Consider the following 15,073-nt stretch of genomic DNA (forward strand, 5'->3'; position numbering starts at 1 on the left):
CACGGGCGAGGCGGGACGGTCTGTGCGCGAGGTCGTCATGAGGTGCTCCAGGACCGGGTCAGGCGGAAGTACAGGGCGGAGAAGGCGGCGAGGGCGAGCGCGAGCATGAGCGACAGGGCCGTCGCCGCGCCGTAGTTGCCGCCCAGGCTGTTCGCGAACGCGTAGTTGTAGATGAGCAGCAGGATCGTGATGGTCGAGTTCGCGGGGCCGCCGCCCGTGAACAGGTAGGGCTCGAGGAACACCTGCGCGGTCCCGATGACCTGCAGGATCAGGGTGATGAACAGGACCCCGCGCAGCTGGGGCATGGTCACGTGCCACACCTTGCGCCACACGCCCGCGCCGTCGACCTCGGCCGCGTCGTAGAGCTCGGGCGGGACGCTCGTGAGGGCCGCGAGGTAGATGATGATCGTGCCGCCCGCTCCTGCCCACGTGGCCGCCAGGACGAGCGAGGGCATCGCGGTCGTCGCGTCCTGGAGCCACGGGTAGGGGCCCAGCCCCACCCAGCCAAGGATGGTGTTGAAGACACCGTTGGGGCTGCCGTCGTAGAAGAACTTCCACAGCAGCACCGCCACGACGGGCGGCACGACGACGGGCAGGTACGCGAGCGCCGAGTACAGCCCCTTGTACCGCCGCACCTCGCTCATGAGCACCGCCGCCACGAGCGGGATCGGGTAGCCGAACAGCAGCGCGAGGAACGCGAAGTAGGCCGTGTTCTTGACCGCGGTCCACAGCAACGGGTCCGCCAGGACGTACCGGAAGTTGTCGAGCCCCACGAACCGGGTGTCGACGAGGTTGGTCTCCTGCACGCTCATGACGAGCGCGCGCACGATGGGGAACCACGAGAAGACCCCGAAGATCACGATCACGGGCAGCAGGAAGATCAGGTTGCTGAGCCCGCCCCCGCGCACCCAGGTCGCGGGCGACCGTCGTCGGGCGGGCCTGTCGGCAGGCGCTTCGTGGCGTCTGCGCGGTGGTGCACTGGTCGCGGTCACGGAAGGTCCTTCGGGGTCGGGGAGAAGAGGAGGATTCCCGGTCGGTCGCCAGGGGGCTCGCGACCGACCGGGAGAACGAGGGCCGGGCCACGAGCTCTCACGAGCTCCGGGTGAGCCCGGGCGAGACAGGGGGCAGGGCCGGAAGGGGATGCGGGGGACGGGGCCGGGCCGTGGCGGGTCTGGCGGGAGGCCGAGGAACGAGGCCGGATGGAAGGCCCGGCCCCGTCCCCCGCGTCACCTCACCCAGCACGTCACCCCTGGTCGAGCAGTGCCTGTGCCTGCTTGTTCGCGTCCGCCAGCAGCGTGTCGATGTCGGCGTTCTCGTCGGTCAGCACGGCCTGGACGACGGGGTCCAGGAGCGCGTAGATCTCCTGCGTCTTCTGCGAGGGCTCACCGACGAGGGGCAGGTCGAACATGGTGTCGGTGTACCCGGTCATCTGGTTCAGCGGGACGTTGATGTAGTCCTTGATCCACGTCTGGTTCTCCTGGTACTGCTCCTTGCTGAACATGGGGAGCACGGGGGTGCCGACGGGCTGGTCGCTCGCGACGAGCGTCTGGGCGTCCTTGACGGCGGCGTCCTGGTCGACGAGCTTGTTGAGGTAGAAGAAGTCGATCCACCTGACCGCGGCGGCCTTCTTGTCGTCGGTGGCCTGGGCGGGCATCGCGGCGAGCGTGCCGCCCGTGAGGACGCCGGCGTCGTCGCCGTCGAGGGGCAGCGCGGTGAGGCCGTAGGTCGAGGGGTCGAGCCCGTTGGACTGGACCATCGAGGTGTAGACGTCGGAGCCCGACGTGTACATCGCGACCTGCCCGGCGGCGAAGGCCTCGTTCATGGTGCCCCAGTCGAGGAGGAAGTTGCTGCCCATGGAGTTGTCCTCCCAGCGCAGGGCCTGGAGGAACTCGAGGGCTTCCTTGGTGCCGTCGTTGTCGAGCGACTCGGTGGCCCTGCCGTCGTCGTCGACGTCCTGGACGCGTCCGCCGCGCGAGTAGGTGTTGACGGTGAGCTGCCAGCCGCCCGTGTTGTTCTGGGTCATCTGTGCGTAGCCCGCGACGCCGGGGTTGGCGTCGGCGATCTTCTTGGCGTACTCCCGGACCTGGTCCCAGGTGGTCGGCGGCGAGTCGGGGTCGAGGCCCGCGGACTCGAACAGGGTTCGGTTGTAGTGGAGGCCGACGCCGTAGACGTTCTTGGCGGGGATGGCGTAGACGTGCCCGTCGGGGCCGGTCCCGGCGTCGATGATCGCCGGGTTGAACGCGTCGGCGTAGGGCAGGGTGCGGAACTGGGTGTCGAGGTCGGCGATCTGCTTGTTCTCGACGAGGGTCTTGGCGTCGGTGAACGGGATCTCGAACACGTCGGGCAGGGTGCCGCCGGCGAGCTGGGCGGCGAACGTGGTCGCCTTCCACTCGTACTCCTCGGGCACGACGTCGATGTCGGGGTTGGCGTCCTCGAACTGCTCGACCTGCTCGTTGAAGGCGGCGACGGCCTCGGGCTCGGAGCCGGGCAGGAGGGACACGACCTTGAGGGTGGTCTTCCCGTCGGCGGACTCGTCGTCGCCCGAGCCGGAGCTCGAGCAGGCGGCGAGTGCGGTGGCGGTGAGGGCCCCCACGAGGGTGAGGGCGATCGCGCGGCGTGTGGACTTCATTGTCTCTGCTCCTTGTCGGGCGGGTGTGCGGGTCGTGCGTGTCGGGTGGTGCGTGTCGGGCGCTGTCAGGCGGGGGTGGTGCCGGTCGCGCGGCCGGGCGGGGTGCGCCGGAGCCACGCGGCCGTGTCGGTGGGGAGCTCGGCGCCCGCGGGCCCTTGCTCGAGGTCGTCGCTCGCCAGGAGCACCTCGTACCCGGCGGGCAGCGGGACGGTGGGGCCGAGGTTCACGACGCACAGCACGTCGCCGCGCGTGAAGGCGAGCACCTGGCCGGTCGCGTCGCCGGCCAGGACGTCGTCGGCCCACGCGAAGCCGCTGCGGAACGCGGGCTCGGCGCGGCGCAGGGCGAGGACGCGGCGGTAGAGGCTGAGCATCGACGCGTCGTCGTCGGCCTGGGCCTCGACGGACAGGTCGCCCCACCCGGCGGGCTGGGGCAGCCAGGGGTGAGCGCCGCCGTCGGGCCCGAACCCGTGGCTGCTCCCGCCGCGCGTCCACGGCAGGGGGACGCGGCAGCCGTCGCGGCCGGGGTCCACTCCCCCGGACCGGAAGTGCATGGGGTCGTTGATGACGTCGAGCGGGAGGTCCTCGACCTCGGGCAGGCCGAGCTCGTCGCCCTGGTAGACGTACAGGGAGCCGGGCAGCGCGGCGGAGAGCAGGGCGGCTGCCCGTGCCCGACGGCGTCCGGTGGCCAGGTCGGTCGGCGTCCCGAAGCGCTTGGCCGGGAAGGCGAACGCGCTGTCCTCGCGGCCGTAGCGCGTCACGGGGCGGGTCACGTCGTGGTTGGACAGGACCCACGTGGAGGGCGCGCCCACGGGGGCGTGCGCGTCGAGCGTCGTCTGGACGGACTCGCGCAGCGCCTTGGCGTCCCAGGGACGGGCCATGAAGTCGAAGTTGAACGCGGTGTGCATCTCGTCGGGACGCAGGTACTGCGCGAACCGGGCACGGTCGGCGAGCCAGACCTCGCCCACCAGGACGCGCGGCTCGTCGTAGGACTCGGCGACGGCGCGCCAGCCGCGGTAGATGTCGTGGATCTCGTCGCGGTCGACGTGGGGGTGCTCGCCCGGGCCGGGGTGGGCCGGGACCTCGGGGAGCGTCGCGTCCTTGACGAGCAGCGCGGCGGAGTCGATGCGGATGCCGGCGGCGCCGCGGTCGAACCAGAACCGCAGGATGTCCTCGTGCTCGCTCCGGACGTCGGGGTGGTTCCAGTTGAGGTCCGGCTGCTCGGGCGTGAACAGGTGCAGGTACCACTCGCCGGGCGTGCCGTCGGGGTTCGCGGTGCGGGTCCAGGTGGTGCCCTGAAAGTCGGAGACCCAGTGCGTGGGCATCTCGTCGCCGCCCGGGCCCTTGCCGGGGTGGAACCAGAAGCGCTCGCGCTCGGGCGAGCCGGGGCCTGCGTCGAGCGCGGCCTGGAACCAGCGGTGCGCGGCCGAGACGTGGTTGGGCACGACGTCGACGATCGTGCGGATGCCCAGCGCGCGGGCCTCGGCGACGAGCTGCTCGGCCTCCGCGAGGGTGCCGAACTGCGGGTCGATCTCGCGGTAGTCCGCGACGTCGTAGCCGCCGTCGGCGAGCGGGGACAGGTACCAGGGGGTGAACCAGATCGCGTCGACGCCCAGGTCGCGCAGGTAGGGCAGGTGCTGCCGCACGCCGGCCAGGTCCCCCGTGCCGTCGCCGTCACCGTCCGCGAAGCTGCGCACGTACACCTGGTAGATGACCGCGTCCCGCCACCAGGTGGGGTCGGCCGTCGTTCGGGTCGAGTCGTCCTCGCGCACCGTGTCCTCGTCTTCCGTCCGTCCCGTTCAGCGGTGAACGGGTGCTCTGCGTCGAGCGCGGCGACCCGGGCGGGCTCGCCGTGGACTCCTGATCCGGGGATCGGTCGTCCTGGGCATCAACGTAATCACTCGACAGCAAGCACGCAAGAACTCGACAGCAGCGTTATCAAAACGCGACCTTAGCCGAGGCTGGTCGCCGAGCACGCGCCGAGGCGGGCAGGCAGCACGGAGGGCGCCGCCCCGGGGAGTCCCCGGGACGGCGCCCTCGTCAGCGGCCGAGCAGGCTAGTCGGTCCTGGCGCTCCGCAGCGGCGCGGTCGAGCCGCGCACCACGAGCTCGGGCTCGAACAGCAGCTCGTCGCGCGACACGTCGGCGCCCGCGATCATGCTCGCGAGCAGGTCCACGGCGGCTCGCCCCATGGGTTCGATGGGCTGGCGGACGGTCGTGAGCGCGGGGTCGGTCGAGTTCATGAGCGCCGAGTCGTCGTAGCCCACGACCGACACGTCGGTCGGGACCTGCATGCCGGCCCGGCGCACCGCGCGGATCGCACCGAGCGCGAGGGGGTCGCTCGCGCACACGATCGCGGTCGCCCCGGCGTCCAGGAGCCGCACCGAGGCGGCCTGGCCGCTCTCGAGCGAGTACTGGCTGTGCTGGACGAGCGCGGGGTCGATGGTCACGCCGTGCCGGGCCGCCAGCGCATGGGCCGCGGCGAGCTTGCGCTCGGAGGGGATGTGGTCGGTGGGCCCGAGCAGGAGCCCGATCCTGCGGTGCCCCAGCGACAGGAGGTGCCCGAGCGCCTGGTTCATGGCCACGACGTCGTCGCACGAGACCCGGGGGAAGTCGAGCGACTCGATCGAGGCGTTCATGAGCACCACGGGCAGGTTGCGCTCGGCGAGGCGCCGGTACGGCTCGTGGTCGGCCTCGCGCTGGGCGTAGAAGCCTCCCGCGAAGAGGACCCCGGAGACCTGCTGGCCGAGCAGCAGGTCGATGTACTCGGACTCGGTGATGCCGCCCGCGGTGCGCGTGCAGAGCACGGGCGTGAACCCCTGCTGCGCGAGCGCACCGCCGATGACCTCGGCGAACGCGGGGAAGATGGGGTTCGCGAGCTCGGGGAGCACGAGGCCCACGAGCCGTCCGCGCTCACCGCGCAGCTTGGTGGGGCGCTCGTACCCGAGCACGTCGAGGGCTGTGAGGACGGAGTCGCGCGTCGCCTGGGAGACCCCCGGCTTGCCGTTGAGCACGCGGCTGACCGTGGCCTCGCTGACGCCGACCTTCTTGGCCACCTCGGCAAGTCGTCTGGACATGCTGCTGACTATACGCAGCGCGCAAGCGGCTTGCGTTCGCTTGCGCAACCCGACGGGCGGCCACCATCGCGCGTCGTGCCGTCAGCGGCCTCGCGCGACCGTGTGCCCCGCGTCGGTGAGCACGTCCGTGGCGGCCTCGACCGAGTCCTCGGGGACCAGCACGAGGTCCGCGTGGAACGTCGAGGCGACGAACACCGCGATGCCCGCGTCGGCGAGCGGCCCGACGATCGCGGCGAGCATCCCGGGCTTGCCGAGCCCGTGGGCGTCGCCGTAGAAGCCGGCCCACCGGTCTCCGTCGCCGCCGAACGGCGAGGCCTCGCGCAGGACCGTGAGCCCCTCGGGGGCGCGGACGAGCGCGACCCACTCGTCGTCGTCGGGGAACGCGGAGTGGGGCTCGTGGGCGAGCGTGAAGAACGAGTCGAGCAGGCGGAGCTTCTGGGCGGACATGTCCGCGAGCCTAGGCCGGGCCGCCGACACGCGAATCTCCCGCACGAGCGGTGTGCACTGCACAACAACCCGTGTGCGCGGCACTTCACGAGCGCCAGGCCGTGGTTAGGCTCGACGCGTGAGCGCCCCCACCCTCTCGCCCGGGCTCCTGCCCGCGCCCGTGAGCCTGCACCCCGCCACCGGCACCTTTCCGCTGACCGACGGCACGCCCGTCCGCACGGACCCGGCCCTCGCCCCGGCCGCGCGCTGGTGGCGCCGGACCACCGAGGACGCGTTCGGCCTGGACCTGCCGTTCGCCGTGAGCGCCGCGCCCCGCTCCGCAGCGCAGCCCGACGACGCCGGCCCGGCAGGCGTGACCCTCGCCCTCGACGCCTCGCGGCCCGCAGGCGGCTACCGCCTCGAGATCACCCCGCAGGCCGTGCTGCTCACGGCCGCGGACGTGGCCGGCGCGCACGCGGGCGTCCAGACGCTGCGCCAGCTCGCGGGACCGCAGGCGTACCGCACGGCGCCGGTCACCGCGGCCACCGACGCCCCCGCGTCCGCCGCCCTCCTGCCCGCCCTCACGATCGAGGACCACCCGCGCTTCGGCTGGCGCGGCGTGCTGCTCGACGTCGCCCGGCACTTCCTGCCCCCGCGTGAGGTCATGCGGTTCATCGACCTCGCGGCCGCGCACAAGCTCAACGTCGTCCAGCTCCACCTCACGGACGACCAGGGCTGGCGCATGCAGGTCCACCGCTACCCGCTCCTCACGGAGGTCGGCGCCTGGCGCGCCGAGTCGAACGTCGGGACGTGGCGCACCGGGGTCTTCGACGGGCGCCCGCACGGCGGCTTCTACACCCAGGACGACCTGCGCGAGATCGTCGCCTACGCGCGCGAGCGGGGCGTCGTCGTCGTGCCGGAGATCGACGCTCCCGGGCACGTCGAGGCCGCCGTCGCGGCCTACCCGTTCCTCGGGACGCGCAAGACCCCGCACACGGTGCGCACCACGTGGGGCGTGAGCACCGAGGTCCTCGACCCGTCGGACGAGGCCCTCGAGTTCTTCCAGAACGTCCTGGACGAGGTCTGCAGCGTCTTCGACTCCCCCTGGATCGCGATCGGCGGCGACGAGGTCCCCACGACGCTGTGGCGCGAGAACCCGGCGATCGTGGCCCTCGCGGAGCGGCGCGGCCTGGCGGACGTCGCCGACCTCGCGGGCTGGTTCCTGGCCCGCCTGAGCGAGCACGTCACGGCCAGGGGGCGCCGTGCGGTCGTGTGGGACGAGGGCTTCGGCGAGCAGCTCCCGCGCGACGTCGTCGTGACCGCGTGGCGCGGCTTCACGGTCGGTGCCGACGCGCTCGAGGCGGGCAACGACGTCGTCATGGCCCCCGAGCAGGTCGTCTACCTCGACCACCGCGCGGGCGACGGCGAGGACGAGCCCGTCCCCGTCGGCTTCCTGCGCACGGTCGAGGACGTCTACGCGTTCGACCCGTTCCCGCCCGAGGTCCTGGCACAGCACCCGGGTCTCGACTCCGCGCCCGGTCGCCTGCTGGGCGCCCAGGCCGAGGTCTGGTCCGAGCACCTCGACTCGCCGCGCCGCGTGGACTACGCGACGTTCCCGCGCCTCGCGGCGTTCGCGGAGGTGGTCTGGAGCCCGACGGCGGAGCGCACCCCGGGCGGGTCGGCCTCGGCCGAGTTCCTCGCGCGGCTCGAGCACGACCACCTGCCGCGCCTCGACGCGGCCGGCGTGGAGTACCGCCCGCTCGGCGGGCCCACGCCGTGGCAGCAGCGCCCCGGCGTGCACGGCTTCCTGCGCCACCTCGACCAGGAGATGGCCGCGGGCGGCTGGGCAGGCGTGGGCGGCTGGGTCGAGGGACGGGACGAGCACTCGGAGGGACAGGCATGAGCACCACGGAGACGACGGGCGACGCCGGCGGACGGGACGCGGGCGTGACGCTCGTCGTGCGCGGCGCACGGCTCACGACCCCGGACGGGCTCTCGGAGCCCGTCGACCTGCTGGTCGCGGGCGACACGATCCTCGACGTGGTGGCCGCGGGGAGCGTGCAGGTACCCGCAGGCGCACACGTGGTCGAGGCGGCGGGACGCGTCGCGCTGCCCGGGCTGATCGACTCGCACGTGCACGGCGAGGCCGCGGTCCTGGACCCGGACGTGCAGCTCGCGATGCTGCGCCAGGGCGTGACGAGCATCGTCGTCGGGCAGGACGGGGTGTCGTACGCCCCCTCCGCGCCGCTGCCCGTCGCGGCCGGCACCCCCGACGCGCACACCTGGGCGACCGGGTACTTCAGCGCGATCAACGGCGAGCACCCCACGTTCCGGGGCGGGTCGGTCGCGGACCTGCTCGCGACCTACGAGGGCAGCACCCCCCTCAACGTCGCCTACCTGGTGCCGCACGGCACGCTCCGGTACGGCGTCCTGGGCGGCGCGGCCCGGCCCGCGACCCCCACCGAGATCGACCGCATGACGGACCTGCTGCGCGAGGCCCTCGACGACGGCGCGTGCGGCATGTCGACAGGCCTGGAGTACGCCCCCGCGTCGAACGCGACCGACGACGAGCTCGTCGCCCTGGCCCGCGTCCTCGCCGAGCGCGGCCTGCCCCACGTGAGCCACATGCGCGGCTACGAGGACAAGGCCGGGACCGCGATGGCCGAGCTGGTCCGCGTCGCGCGGGCGTCCGGGGTCGCGACCCACGTCTCGCACTACCACGGTCCTGCGGCGGAGCTGATCGGCTACGTCGAGGACGCCCGCGAGGCCGGGCTCGACGTCACGTTCGACTCGTACCCGTACCTGCGCGGCTGCTCGATCCTCTCGATGGTCTCGCTCCCCACGTGGCTGCCCATCGCGGACCCGGACGCCACGGTCGCGATGCTCCAGGACCCCGACGTCGTCGCGCGCCTCAAGGCCGAGCACTTCCCCGGCCTCGCGGACCTCTGGGGTCGCGTGACCATGGCCGCCGTCCCCGGCGAGCTGCGGTGGAGCGAGGGCATGCCCCTGCTCGACGTCGCGGACCGCCTGGGTCTCGACCCCGTCGACACGACCCTGCGCATCCTCGTCTCGACCCACCTGCGCGCGGGCTGCGTGTTCGCCCAGCCGCCGACCAACTCGCCCGAGTCCGTCCGGGCGCTGCTGCGCCACCCGGCGCAGATGGGCGGGTCGGACGCGATCTACCAGGGCGGCCGCCCCCACCCGCGCGGCTGGGGGGCGTTCGCACGCTTCCTCGCCGAGCACGTGCGCACGCTCGGCGACTGGACGTGGCACGACGCCGAGCGGCACCTGTCCACGGCCGCCGCCGAGCGGTTCGGGTTCACCGACAGGGGCCGCCTCGCGCCCGGTGCCCGGGCCGACGTCGTGCTCCTCGACCCGCAGACCGTGCAGGACGTCGCGACGTACGAGGACCCGCGCCGGCCCGCGACCGGGATCGACGACGTGCTCGTCGCCGGGGTCCCCGTGCTCGCGGGCGGGCAGCCCACCGGTGCGACCCCGGGGCGCGCGCTGCGGCCGACCGTCCCGGCGGGCCGCGCATGACGGCTGGTGCACGCGCCACGACCTCCGGTGCGCCGGGCGCCGGGAGCCCGGCCTCCGACGCCGCCCGGAACTCGTCGCAGTCGCTCCGTCGAGCCCTCGCGATCCTCGACGCCCTGCGCCACGACGCCGCCCGGGGCCTCAGCCTGATCGAGCTCGCCGACGTCCTGGGGACGCACAAGAGCACCGTCTCCCGGCTGCTCGCCCCGCTCGTCGAGGTCCACCTGGTCCGGCGGACGCCCAGCGGGCGGTTCGTCCTCGGCGCCGGGACGCTGCGCCTGGGCCAGGCCTACCTCGAGGGGCTGGACCTGCGGACGGTCGCGGAGCCGCACCTCGCGGCCCTCATGCGCGCGTCGGGCGCGACGTGCCATCTCGTGGTGCACGACGGCCTCGACGTCGTCTACATCGACAAGAAGGAGAACACCGCGGTCGTGCGCATGGCCTCGCGCATCGGCCGCCGCATGCCGCTGTACTGCACGGGCGTCGGCAAGGCCATCCTCGCGGCGAGCGACGTCGACCTGCTCGACGCCGTCGTCGAGCACCCCATGCCCGCCGTCACCGACCGGACCGTGACGGACCCCGACCACCTGCGCGCGGAGATCCGCACGGTCGCCCAGCGCGGCTACGCGATCGACGACCGCGAGAACGAGGCCGAGGTCCGCTGCGTCGCGGCCGCCGTCGTCGACCACACGGAGACCGCGATCGGCGCGCTCTCCGTCTCCGCCCTCGCCTCGCACATGCCACCCGCCCGGGTGCGCGAGCTGGGCCCGCTCGTCGTGCTGGCCGCCCGCGCGGTCTCCGCCGGCATGGGCTCCGTGCGCTGCGGCTACGAACCCACCGGGAGGAACGCATGACCCACCCCACCCAGCCGTCCGGCCGCGCGACCGTGCCGGAGGACCCGGGCCTCGTCGTCGGGCCCGCGACCAAGGGCCTGCGGCTCGACGCCGAGCGGACCGTCGCCGACGTCCTCGCCGGCTCGCCCCGCATCACCGACGACACCTTCTCGTGGCCGCTGCTGACGCTCGACGACGCGGCCCTCGACCACAACGTCGCGCTCATGGCGCGGCTGTGCGCCGAGCACGGCGTCGAGCACGCGCCGCACGTCAAGACCGCGATGTCCCGCGGGCTCTACGCCCGTCAGGCGCGCGCCGGGGCGTGGGGCGCGACGGTCGCGAACCCGTCCCAGCTGCGCGTGGTCCGCACGTGGGGCGTCGAGCGCGTGTTCCTCGCGAACGAGCTCGTGGACCCGCGCGACATCGCGTGGCTGCGCCGCGAGCTCGAGGCCTCGGTCGCCCCAGGCGGCACGCCGCTCGAGGTGTGGGTCTACGTCGACTCGATCGAGGGCGTCGGTCTGCTCACGCGCGGCTTCGCCGGGGCCTCCCCCGAGGTCGTCGCCGGGCTGGGCGTGCTCGTCGAGGTCGGCGTCCCGGGCGGGCGCACGGGCGTGCGCAGCACCGCCGACGCGCTGGGCCTGGCCCGCGCCGTGCGTGCCGCGGGCCTGCGCCTGCCGGGCGTCGCCGGGTACGAGGGCTCGGCCGCGGGCGGCACCACGCCCGAGGACCTGGCCAAGGTCACGGCCTACTGCCGCGGGCTGCGCGACGTCGCGGCGGCCTTCGTCCGCGAGGGCCTCGTGCCCGACGACGAGCCCGTGGTCGTGACCGCGGGCGGCAGCTCGTTCCTCGACGTCGTGCTCGCCGAGCTGCCGGGGCCGCTCACCGTCCCCGGCAGCACCGGGACCGACGGGCCGGACGGGTCCTCGATCACGCGTGACGTGCGCGTCGTCGTGCGCTCGGGCGCCTACCTCACGCACGACCACGGGTTCTGCGCACGCATGGACCCGTGGGACCGCATCCCGGGCGGCGAGCCCATGCACGCGGCTGCGGTCGTGTGGGGTCAGGTGCTCTCCGTGCCGGAGCCCGGGCTGGTCCTGTGCGGGGTCGGGCGGCGCGACGTGTCCTACGACATCGACCTGCCCACTGCCCTGTGGGTCCGCACGCTCGACGAGAACGGTGACCTGCGCCCCGCGCACGACCTCGCCGGCACGCGCGTCACGGGTCTCAACGACCAGCACCTGTACCTCACGATCGACCCCACGCCCGCGGGCAGCACCCCCGTCACGGCACGGATCCGGCCCGGCGACGTCGTCGGGTTCGGGATCTCGCACCCGTGCACGCTCTTCGACAAGTGGCGCGTGGCCGCCGTCGTGACCGACGACGACCAGGTGATCGACATCGTCGGCACCGAGTTCTGACCGCGCCGGACCACCCGGCACCTCCCGCAGGATCCAGAGAGAAAGAGACACCATGAGCACCGCCAAGTCCCCGATCAGCACCCCGCACGCACCGGCGCCCGCCCACACGTTCCACCAGGGGGTGCGCAAGGGCCCGTTCGTCCAGGTCTCGGGTCAGGGCCCGGTCGACCCCGCGACGAGCGAGTACCTGTACCCCGGCGACGTCGCGGCGCAGACCACGCGGACCCTGGAGAACGTCAAGGCCATCGTCGAGGGCGCGGGCGCCACGTTCGACGACGTCGTGATGCTCCGCGTGTACCTCACCAAGCGTGAGGACTTCCCGATCATGAACGACGCGTACGGCGCGTTCGTCGAGGCCAACTGCCCGGGCGGCGTGCTGCCGGCCCGCACCACGGTCTTCACGGGGCTGCCCCGCGAGGAGATGCTGGTCGAGATCGACGCGTTCGCGATCACGGACTGACGCCCTTCACCGCTGAGTGCATGATTCGGCAGCGACTCGCCGGGCGTGTCGCAGCCGGATCATGCACTCAGCGCCAGGACCCCAGGTAGAGACTCGTGACCGAGGCTGCGACCTCCGTCAGCCGGGTCGGCGTCCGGCCCATCAGTTCGTCGAGGTCGATCGGCCCCGGAGCGATCGAGAACGCCGCCGTGATCCCTGCGGCCCGCGCGCGACGAGCGGGCAGCAGGACCTGCCCTGCGATCACCACGACGGGCGGGCGCCCGGTCGACGCCGCCGCGAGCGCCCCGACCGCGTCCGCGACCTTGCCGCTGATCGACTGGGAGTCGAACGACCCCTCACCCGTGAGGACCAGGTCGGCGTCGGCCACGGCGGCCGGCAGCCCGATCGCCTCCGCGACGAGCGTCGCCCCGTGCTCGAGCTCGGCCCCGAGCACCGCGACGAGCGCGGCGGGCACCCCGCCCGCGGCACCGGCCCCGGGGAGGTCGTGGGTCCGCACCCCGGTCTGCCGCTCGAGCAGGTCCGCCCAGCGTCCGAGGGCCGCGTCGAGGAACGCCACGTCCGCCTCGCTCGCGCCCTTCTGCGGACCGAAGACGGCAGCCGCCCCGCGCTCCCCCACGAGCGGGTTCGTCACGTCGACCGCCAGCCGCCACCGCACCTCCCGCGCCCGTGGGTGCAGCGCGTCGAGGTCGAGACCGACCACGCGCGCGAGCCCCTCGCCGCCGTCGGGAACGACCCTGCCCGCGAGCTCGTCGTCCGTCGAGGACGGGACGGTGGCCGGGGCGTGCGCGAGCAGCCGGGCGCCGAGCCCTGTGAGGAGGCCCGCGCCCCCGTCGGTCGAGGCCGAGCCCCCGAGGCACACCACGACCTCCTCGACGCCGGCGTCCAGGACCGCGGCGGCGAGCGCTCCGGTGCCGCGCGTGTGCGCGTGGAGGGGTTGCAGGCCGACGTCGCTCACCCCGGGCAGGCCGCTCGCCGCCGCGAGCTCGACGACGCCGATCCGGCCGTCGGCCGACACGCCGTACCGGGCGCGGTGCGGGCGCCCGATCGCGTCCACCGTCGTGAGCTCGCGCGCCTCGACCCCCCAGACGGACAGGAGCGCGTCGAGCGTGCCCTCTCCCCCGTCGGCCATGGGCAGGAGCGTGACCTGGGCGTCCGGCGCGGCCGCGAGGACCCCGTCGGCGAGGTGGCGGGCCACCTCCGCCGCGGTCGCGGACCCCTTGAACGCGTCGGGCGCGATCACGACGCGCACTGGTCGCGACCCGGTGCGCGCAGGGTCGACGGTCGGGGTGGCGTTCGTCGTCGGAGGCACGCCCCGATCGTAGCCAGCGGGCTCGGACCGCGCCGGGCGGATCCTCGTCAGGGGGACAACCGGGCGCCGGCTGTGCCGGCGCGGCCCGGTGCTGCCGTGCTCGCTGCGACCGCGGCCGCGATCCGCGCCTGCGTGCGCGCCTCCCGGCGGCGCCGTGCGTGGACCACGCCGAGCACCAGGCCCACCAGCACGAGCAGCGCTCCGACCTGCACCCACGGGAGGGCCCACGCCCCGTAGGTGCCGGTCGCGGGTGCGGGTGCGACCTCGACCACGTCGTCGCCCACGACGAGCGGGATCGCCGTCACGTCGCCCGAGACCCTGCCCAGCGGCCAGACGCCCTCGATCACCACCGTCCCGCTCGCGTCCTGGCCCGGCAGGACCTCACGCTGCGCGGGGGCCGTGACGTCGCGCGCGTTCCAGCCGAACAGGCCCGCGATCGTCGCCTGCGTGTCCGCGCCGAGACGCACGTTGCCCTCGTTCGCGACCGTGTAGTCGACCCGCACCGCGCCGGGCGCGAACGGGTTCCAGCTCGGCTCGTACGTCGCGCGGACGTCGGCGAGCGCGAGGGCCGGGGCCAGGTCGCCCGCGACACGCAGGTGCAGGCGCGCACCCACGCGCGTGTCGAACGTGACGGCCGTCCCGTCGTCCTCCGCCCTCGCCAGGGCTGCGACGACCCCGGCCGGGTGGTCGCCGGGGGTCGCGTCGGCGGGCACGGCGACGGTGAACGGGACGGTCGCCGAGTCCCCTGCGGCGACCTCGATCCTTCGGGACGGACCTGCGGTCCCGCCCTCGCCGAGCGTGATCCACGCCCCGCCGTCGACGGGGGTGGTGCCGGCGGGGAGCAGGTCGAACTGGCCGTCCGCGGTCACGACGCCGTCGCTCGCGTACACGTCGAACGTCGCCGGGTGGTCGCTGAAGTTGGTCACGGTCACGTGCTCGACGGCCTGAGCGCCGGGGTCGACCGTCAGCCGGTAGGACACGCGCCCGTCGGGCCCGTCGGCGGTCGCGGGCTCGACGGCCCAGGTCGTGCGCTCGTCGGGGGTCGCGGCGGCTGCGCCGACCGTCGTCGCGGTCGCACCGGTCAACAGGGCCCCCGCGAGGACTGCGACGCCCACGGTCCGGACCAGTCGTCCCCGGACCAGTCGTCCCCGGGCCGGGAGGCGGGCCGGGGCCGACGGGCGGACCGCGCGGCTCGGACGGGGGGCGGGGCGTGAGGTGACGTTCATCGGCGGGCTCCGAGCGGGAGGGACGGGACCGGCGCCGTGCGGCGACCCGCGAGCGGGACGTGGGCGGCGCCGTCGGGCAGGGGGGGGACGAGCTCGCGGCGCCCGACGACGGTGCGTGCCGCCGTCGGGCGCCGGGGGCAGGACGGGCCGGCAGGCCCGGGC

Annotated in this window: 12 protein-coding genes; 5 read left to right on the forward strand and 7 right to left on the reverse strand. The window is 74.2% G+C overall.

Annotation, left to right across the window (positions count from 1 at the left end; translation table 11 throughout):
- Nucleotides 1–35 precede the first annotated feature (35 nt).
- The 5 genes from NHG27_RS12110 to NHG27_RS12130 all read right to left on the reverse strand — a co-directional run bounded on the left by NHG27_RS12110 (nt 36) and on the right by NHG27_RS12130 (nt 6,149).
- On the reverse strand, nt 36–992 hold the full coding sequence (locus tag NHG27_RS12110) for a carbohydrate ABC transporter permease (RefSeq protein ID WP_497016453.1): 957 nt from the start codon (nt 990–992) through the stop codon (nt 36–38).
- Between the two features lie 251 nt (nt 993–1,243).
- Nucleotides 1,244–2,629, reverse strand: coding sequence for an extracellular solute-binding protein (locus NHG27_RS12115; RefSeq protein WP_497016454.1), 1,386 nt, complete (start codon nt 2,627–2,629; stop codon nt 1,244–1,246).
- A 65-nt stretch (nt 2,630–2,694) separates the two neighbouring features.
- The gene (locus NHG27_RS12120) at nt 2,695–4,398 is read right to left on the reverse strand and encodes a glycoside hydrolase family 13 protein (protein WP_497016455.1); all 1,704 of its coding nucleotides are present in this window, start codon (nt 4,396–4,398) and stop codon (nt 2,695–2,697) included.
- Between the two features lie 284 nt (nt 4,399–4,682).
- Complete coding sequence (locus NHG27_RS12125) at nt 4,683–5,702, reverse strand: LacI family DNA-binding transcriptional regulator (RefSeq protein ID WP_497016456.1); 1,020 nt, start codon at nt 5,700–5,702, stop codon at nt 4,683–4,685.
- Nucleotides 5,703–5,783: 81 nt separating this feature from the next.
- Nucleotides 5,784–6,149 carry an ACT domain-containing protein gene (locus tag NHG27_RS12130; RefSeq protein ID WP_497016457.1) on the reverse strand — a complete coding sequence of 122 codons (366 nt, stop codon included), beginning with the start codon at nt 6,147–6,149 and terminating at the stop codon, nt 5,784–5,786.
- A 118-nt stretch (nt 6,150–6,267) separates the two neighbouring features.
- Here NHG27_RS12130 and NHG27_RS12135 point away from each other — a divergent pair, with 118 nt between their 5' ends.
- From NHG27_RS12135 to NHG27_RS12155, 5 genes are read left to right on the forward strand one after another with little or no spacing between them, the layout of a single operon-like run.
- Nucleotides 6,268–8,031, forward strand: a complete 1,764-nt coding sequence (locus tag NHG27_RS12135; protein WP_497016458.1) for a beta-N-acetylhexosaminidase — start codon at nt 6,268–6,270, stop codon at nt 8,029–8,031.
- Entirely contained in the window at nt 8,028–9,668 is a 1,641-nt protein-coding gene (locus NHG27_RS12140; protein WP_497016459.1) for an N-acyl-D-amino-acid deacylase family protein, read from the forward strand. The genes NHG27_RS12135 and NHG27_RS12140 overlap by 4 nt, the downstream gene beginning before the upstream one ends.
- Nucleotides 9,665–10,519: an IclR family transcriptional regulator gene (locus NHG27_RS12145; RefSeq protein WP_193718897.1), complete on the forward strand. Its 855-nt coding sequence runs from the start codon at nt 9,665–9,667 to the stop codon at nt 10,517–10,519. The genes NHG27_RS12140 and NHG27_RS12145 overlap by 4 nt, the downstream gene beginning before the upstream one ends.
- Complete coding sequence (locus NHG27_RS12150; RefSeq protein WP_193718898.1) at nt 10,516–11,916, forward strand: type III PLP-dependent enzyme domain-containing protein; 1,401 nt, start codon at nt 10,516–10,518, stop codon at nt 11,914–11,916. The genes NHG27_RS12145 and NHG27_RS12150 overlap by 4 nt, the downstream gene beginning before the upstream one ends.
- Nucleotides 11,917–11,968: 52 nt before the next feature.
- A complete protein-coding gene (locus NHG27_RS12155; protein ID WP_497016460.1) occupies nt 11,969–12,376 on the forward strand; it encodes a RidA family protein in 408 nt (135 codons plus the stop codon).
- A gap of 67 nt (nt 12,377–12,443) precedes the next feature.
- On the opposite strand, the gene NHG27_RS12160 is transcribed toward NHG27_RS12155, so the two are convergent.
- The gene (locus tag NHG27_RS12160; RefSeq protein WP_497016461.1) at nt 12,444–13,685 is read right to left on the reverse strand and encodes a glycerate kinase; all 1,242 of its coding nucleotides are present in this window, start codon (nt 13,683–13,685) and stop codon (nt 12,444–12,446) included.
- A 47-nt stretch (nt 13,686–13,732) separates the two neighbouring features.
- A complete protein-coding gene (locus NHG27_RS12165) occupies nt 13,733–14,911 on the reverse strand; it encodes a hypothetical protein (RefSeq protein WP_497016462.1) in 1,179 nt (392 codons plus the stop codon).
- Nucleotides 14,912–15,073 lie beyond the last annotated feature (162 nt).

Source organism: Oerskovia sp. 140933 (assembly GCF_059651515.1).

Excerpts from the sequence above, each read along its gene's own strand:
- NHG27_RS12130 (WP_497016457.1), bottom strand. The coding sequence starts at position 6,149 with ATGTCCGCCCAGAAGCTCCGCCTGCTCGACTCGTTCTTCACGCTCGCC.
- NHG27_RS12145 (WP_193718897.1), top strand. The coding sequence starts at position 9,665 with ATGACGGCTGGTGCACGCGCCACGACCTCCGGTGCGCCGGGCGCCGGG.
- NHG27_RS12150 (WP_193718898.1), top strand. The coding sequence starts at position 10,516 with ATGACCCACCCCACCCAGCCGTCCGGCCGCGCGACCGTGCCGGAGGAC.
- NHG27_RS12165 (WP_497016462.1), bottom strand. The coding sequence starts at position 14,911 with ATGAACGTCACCTCACGCCCCGCCCCCCGTCCGAGCCGCGCGGTCCGC.
- NHG27_RS12115 (WP_497016454.1), bottom strand. The coding sequence starts at position 2,629 with ATGAAGTCCACACGCCGCGCGATCGCCCTCACCCTCGTGGGGGCCCTC.
- NHG27_RS12155 (WP_497016460.1), top strand. The coding sequence starts at position 11,969 with ATGAGCACCGCCAAGTCCCCGATCAGCACCCCGCACGCACCGGCGCCC.
- NHG27_RS12125 (WP_497016456.1), bottom strand. The coding sequence starts at position 5,702 with ATGTCCAGACGACTTGCCGAGGTGGCCAAGAAGGTCGGCGTCAGCGAG.
- NHG27_RS12140 (WP_497016459.1), top strand. The coding sequence starts at position 8,028 with ATGAGCACCACGGAGACGACGGGCGACGCCGGCGGACGGGACGCGGGC.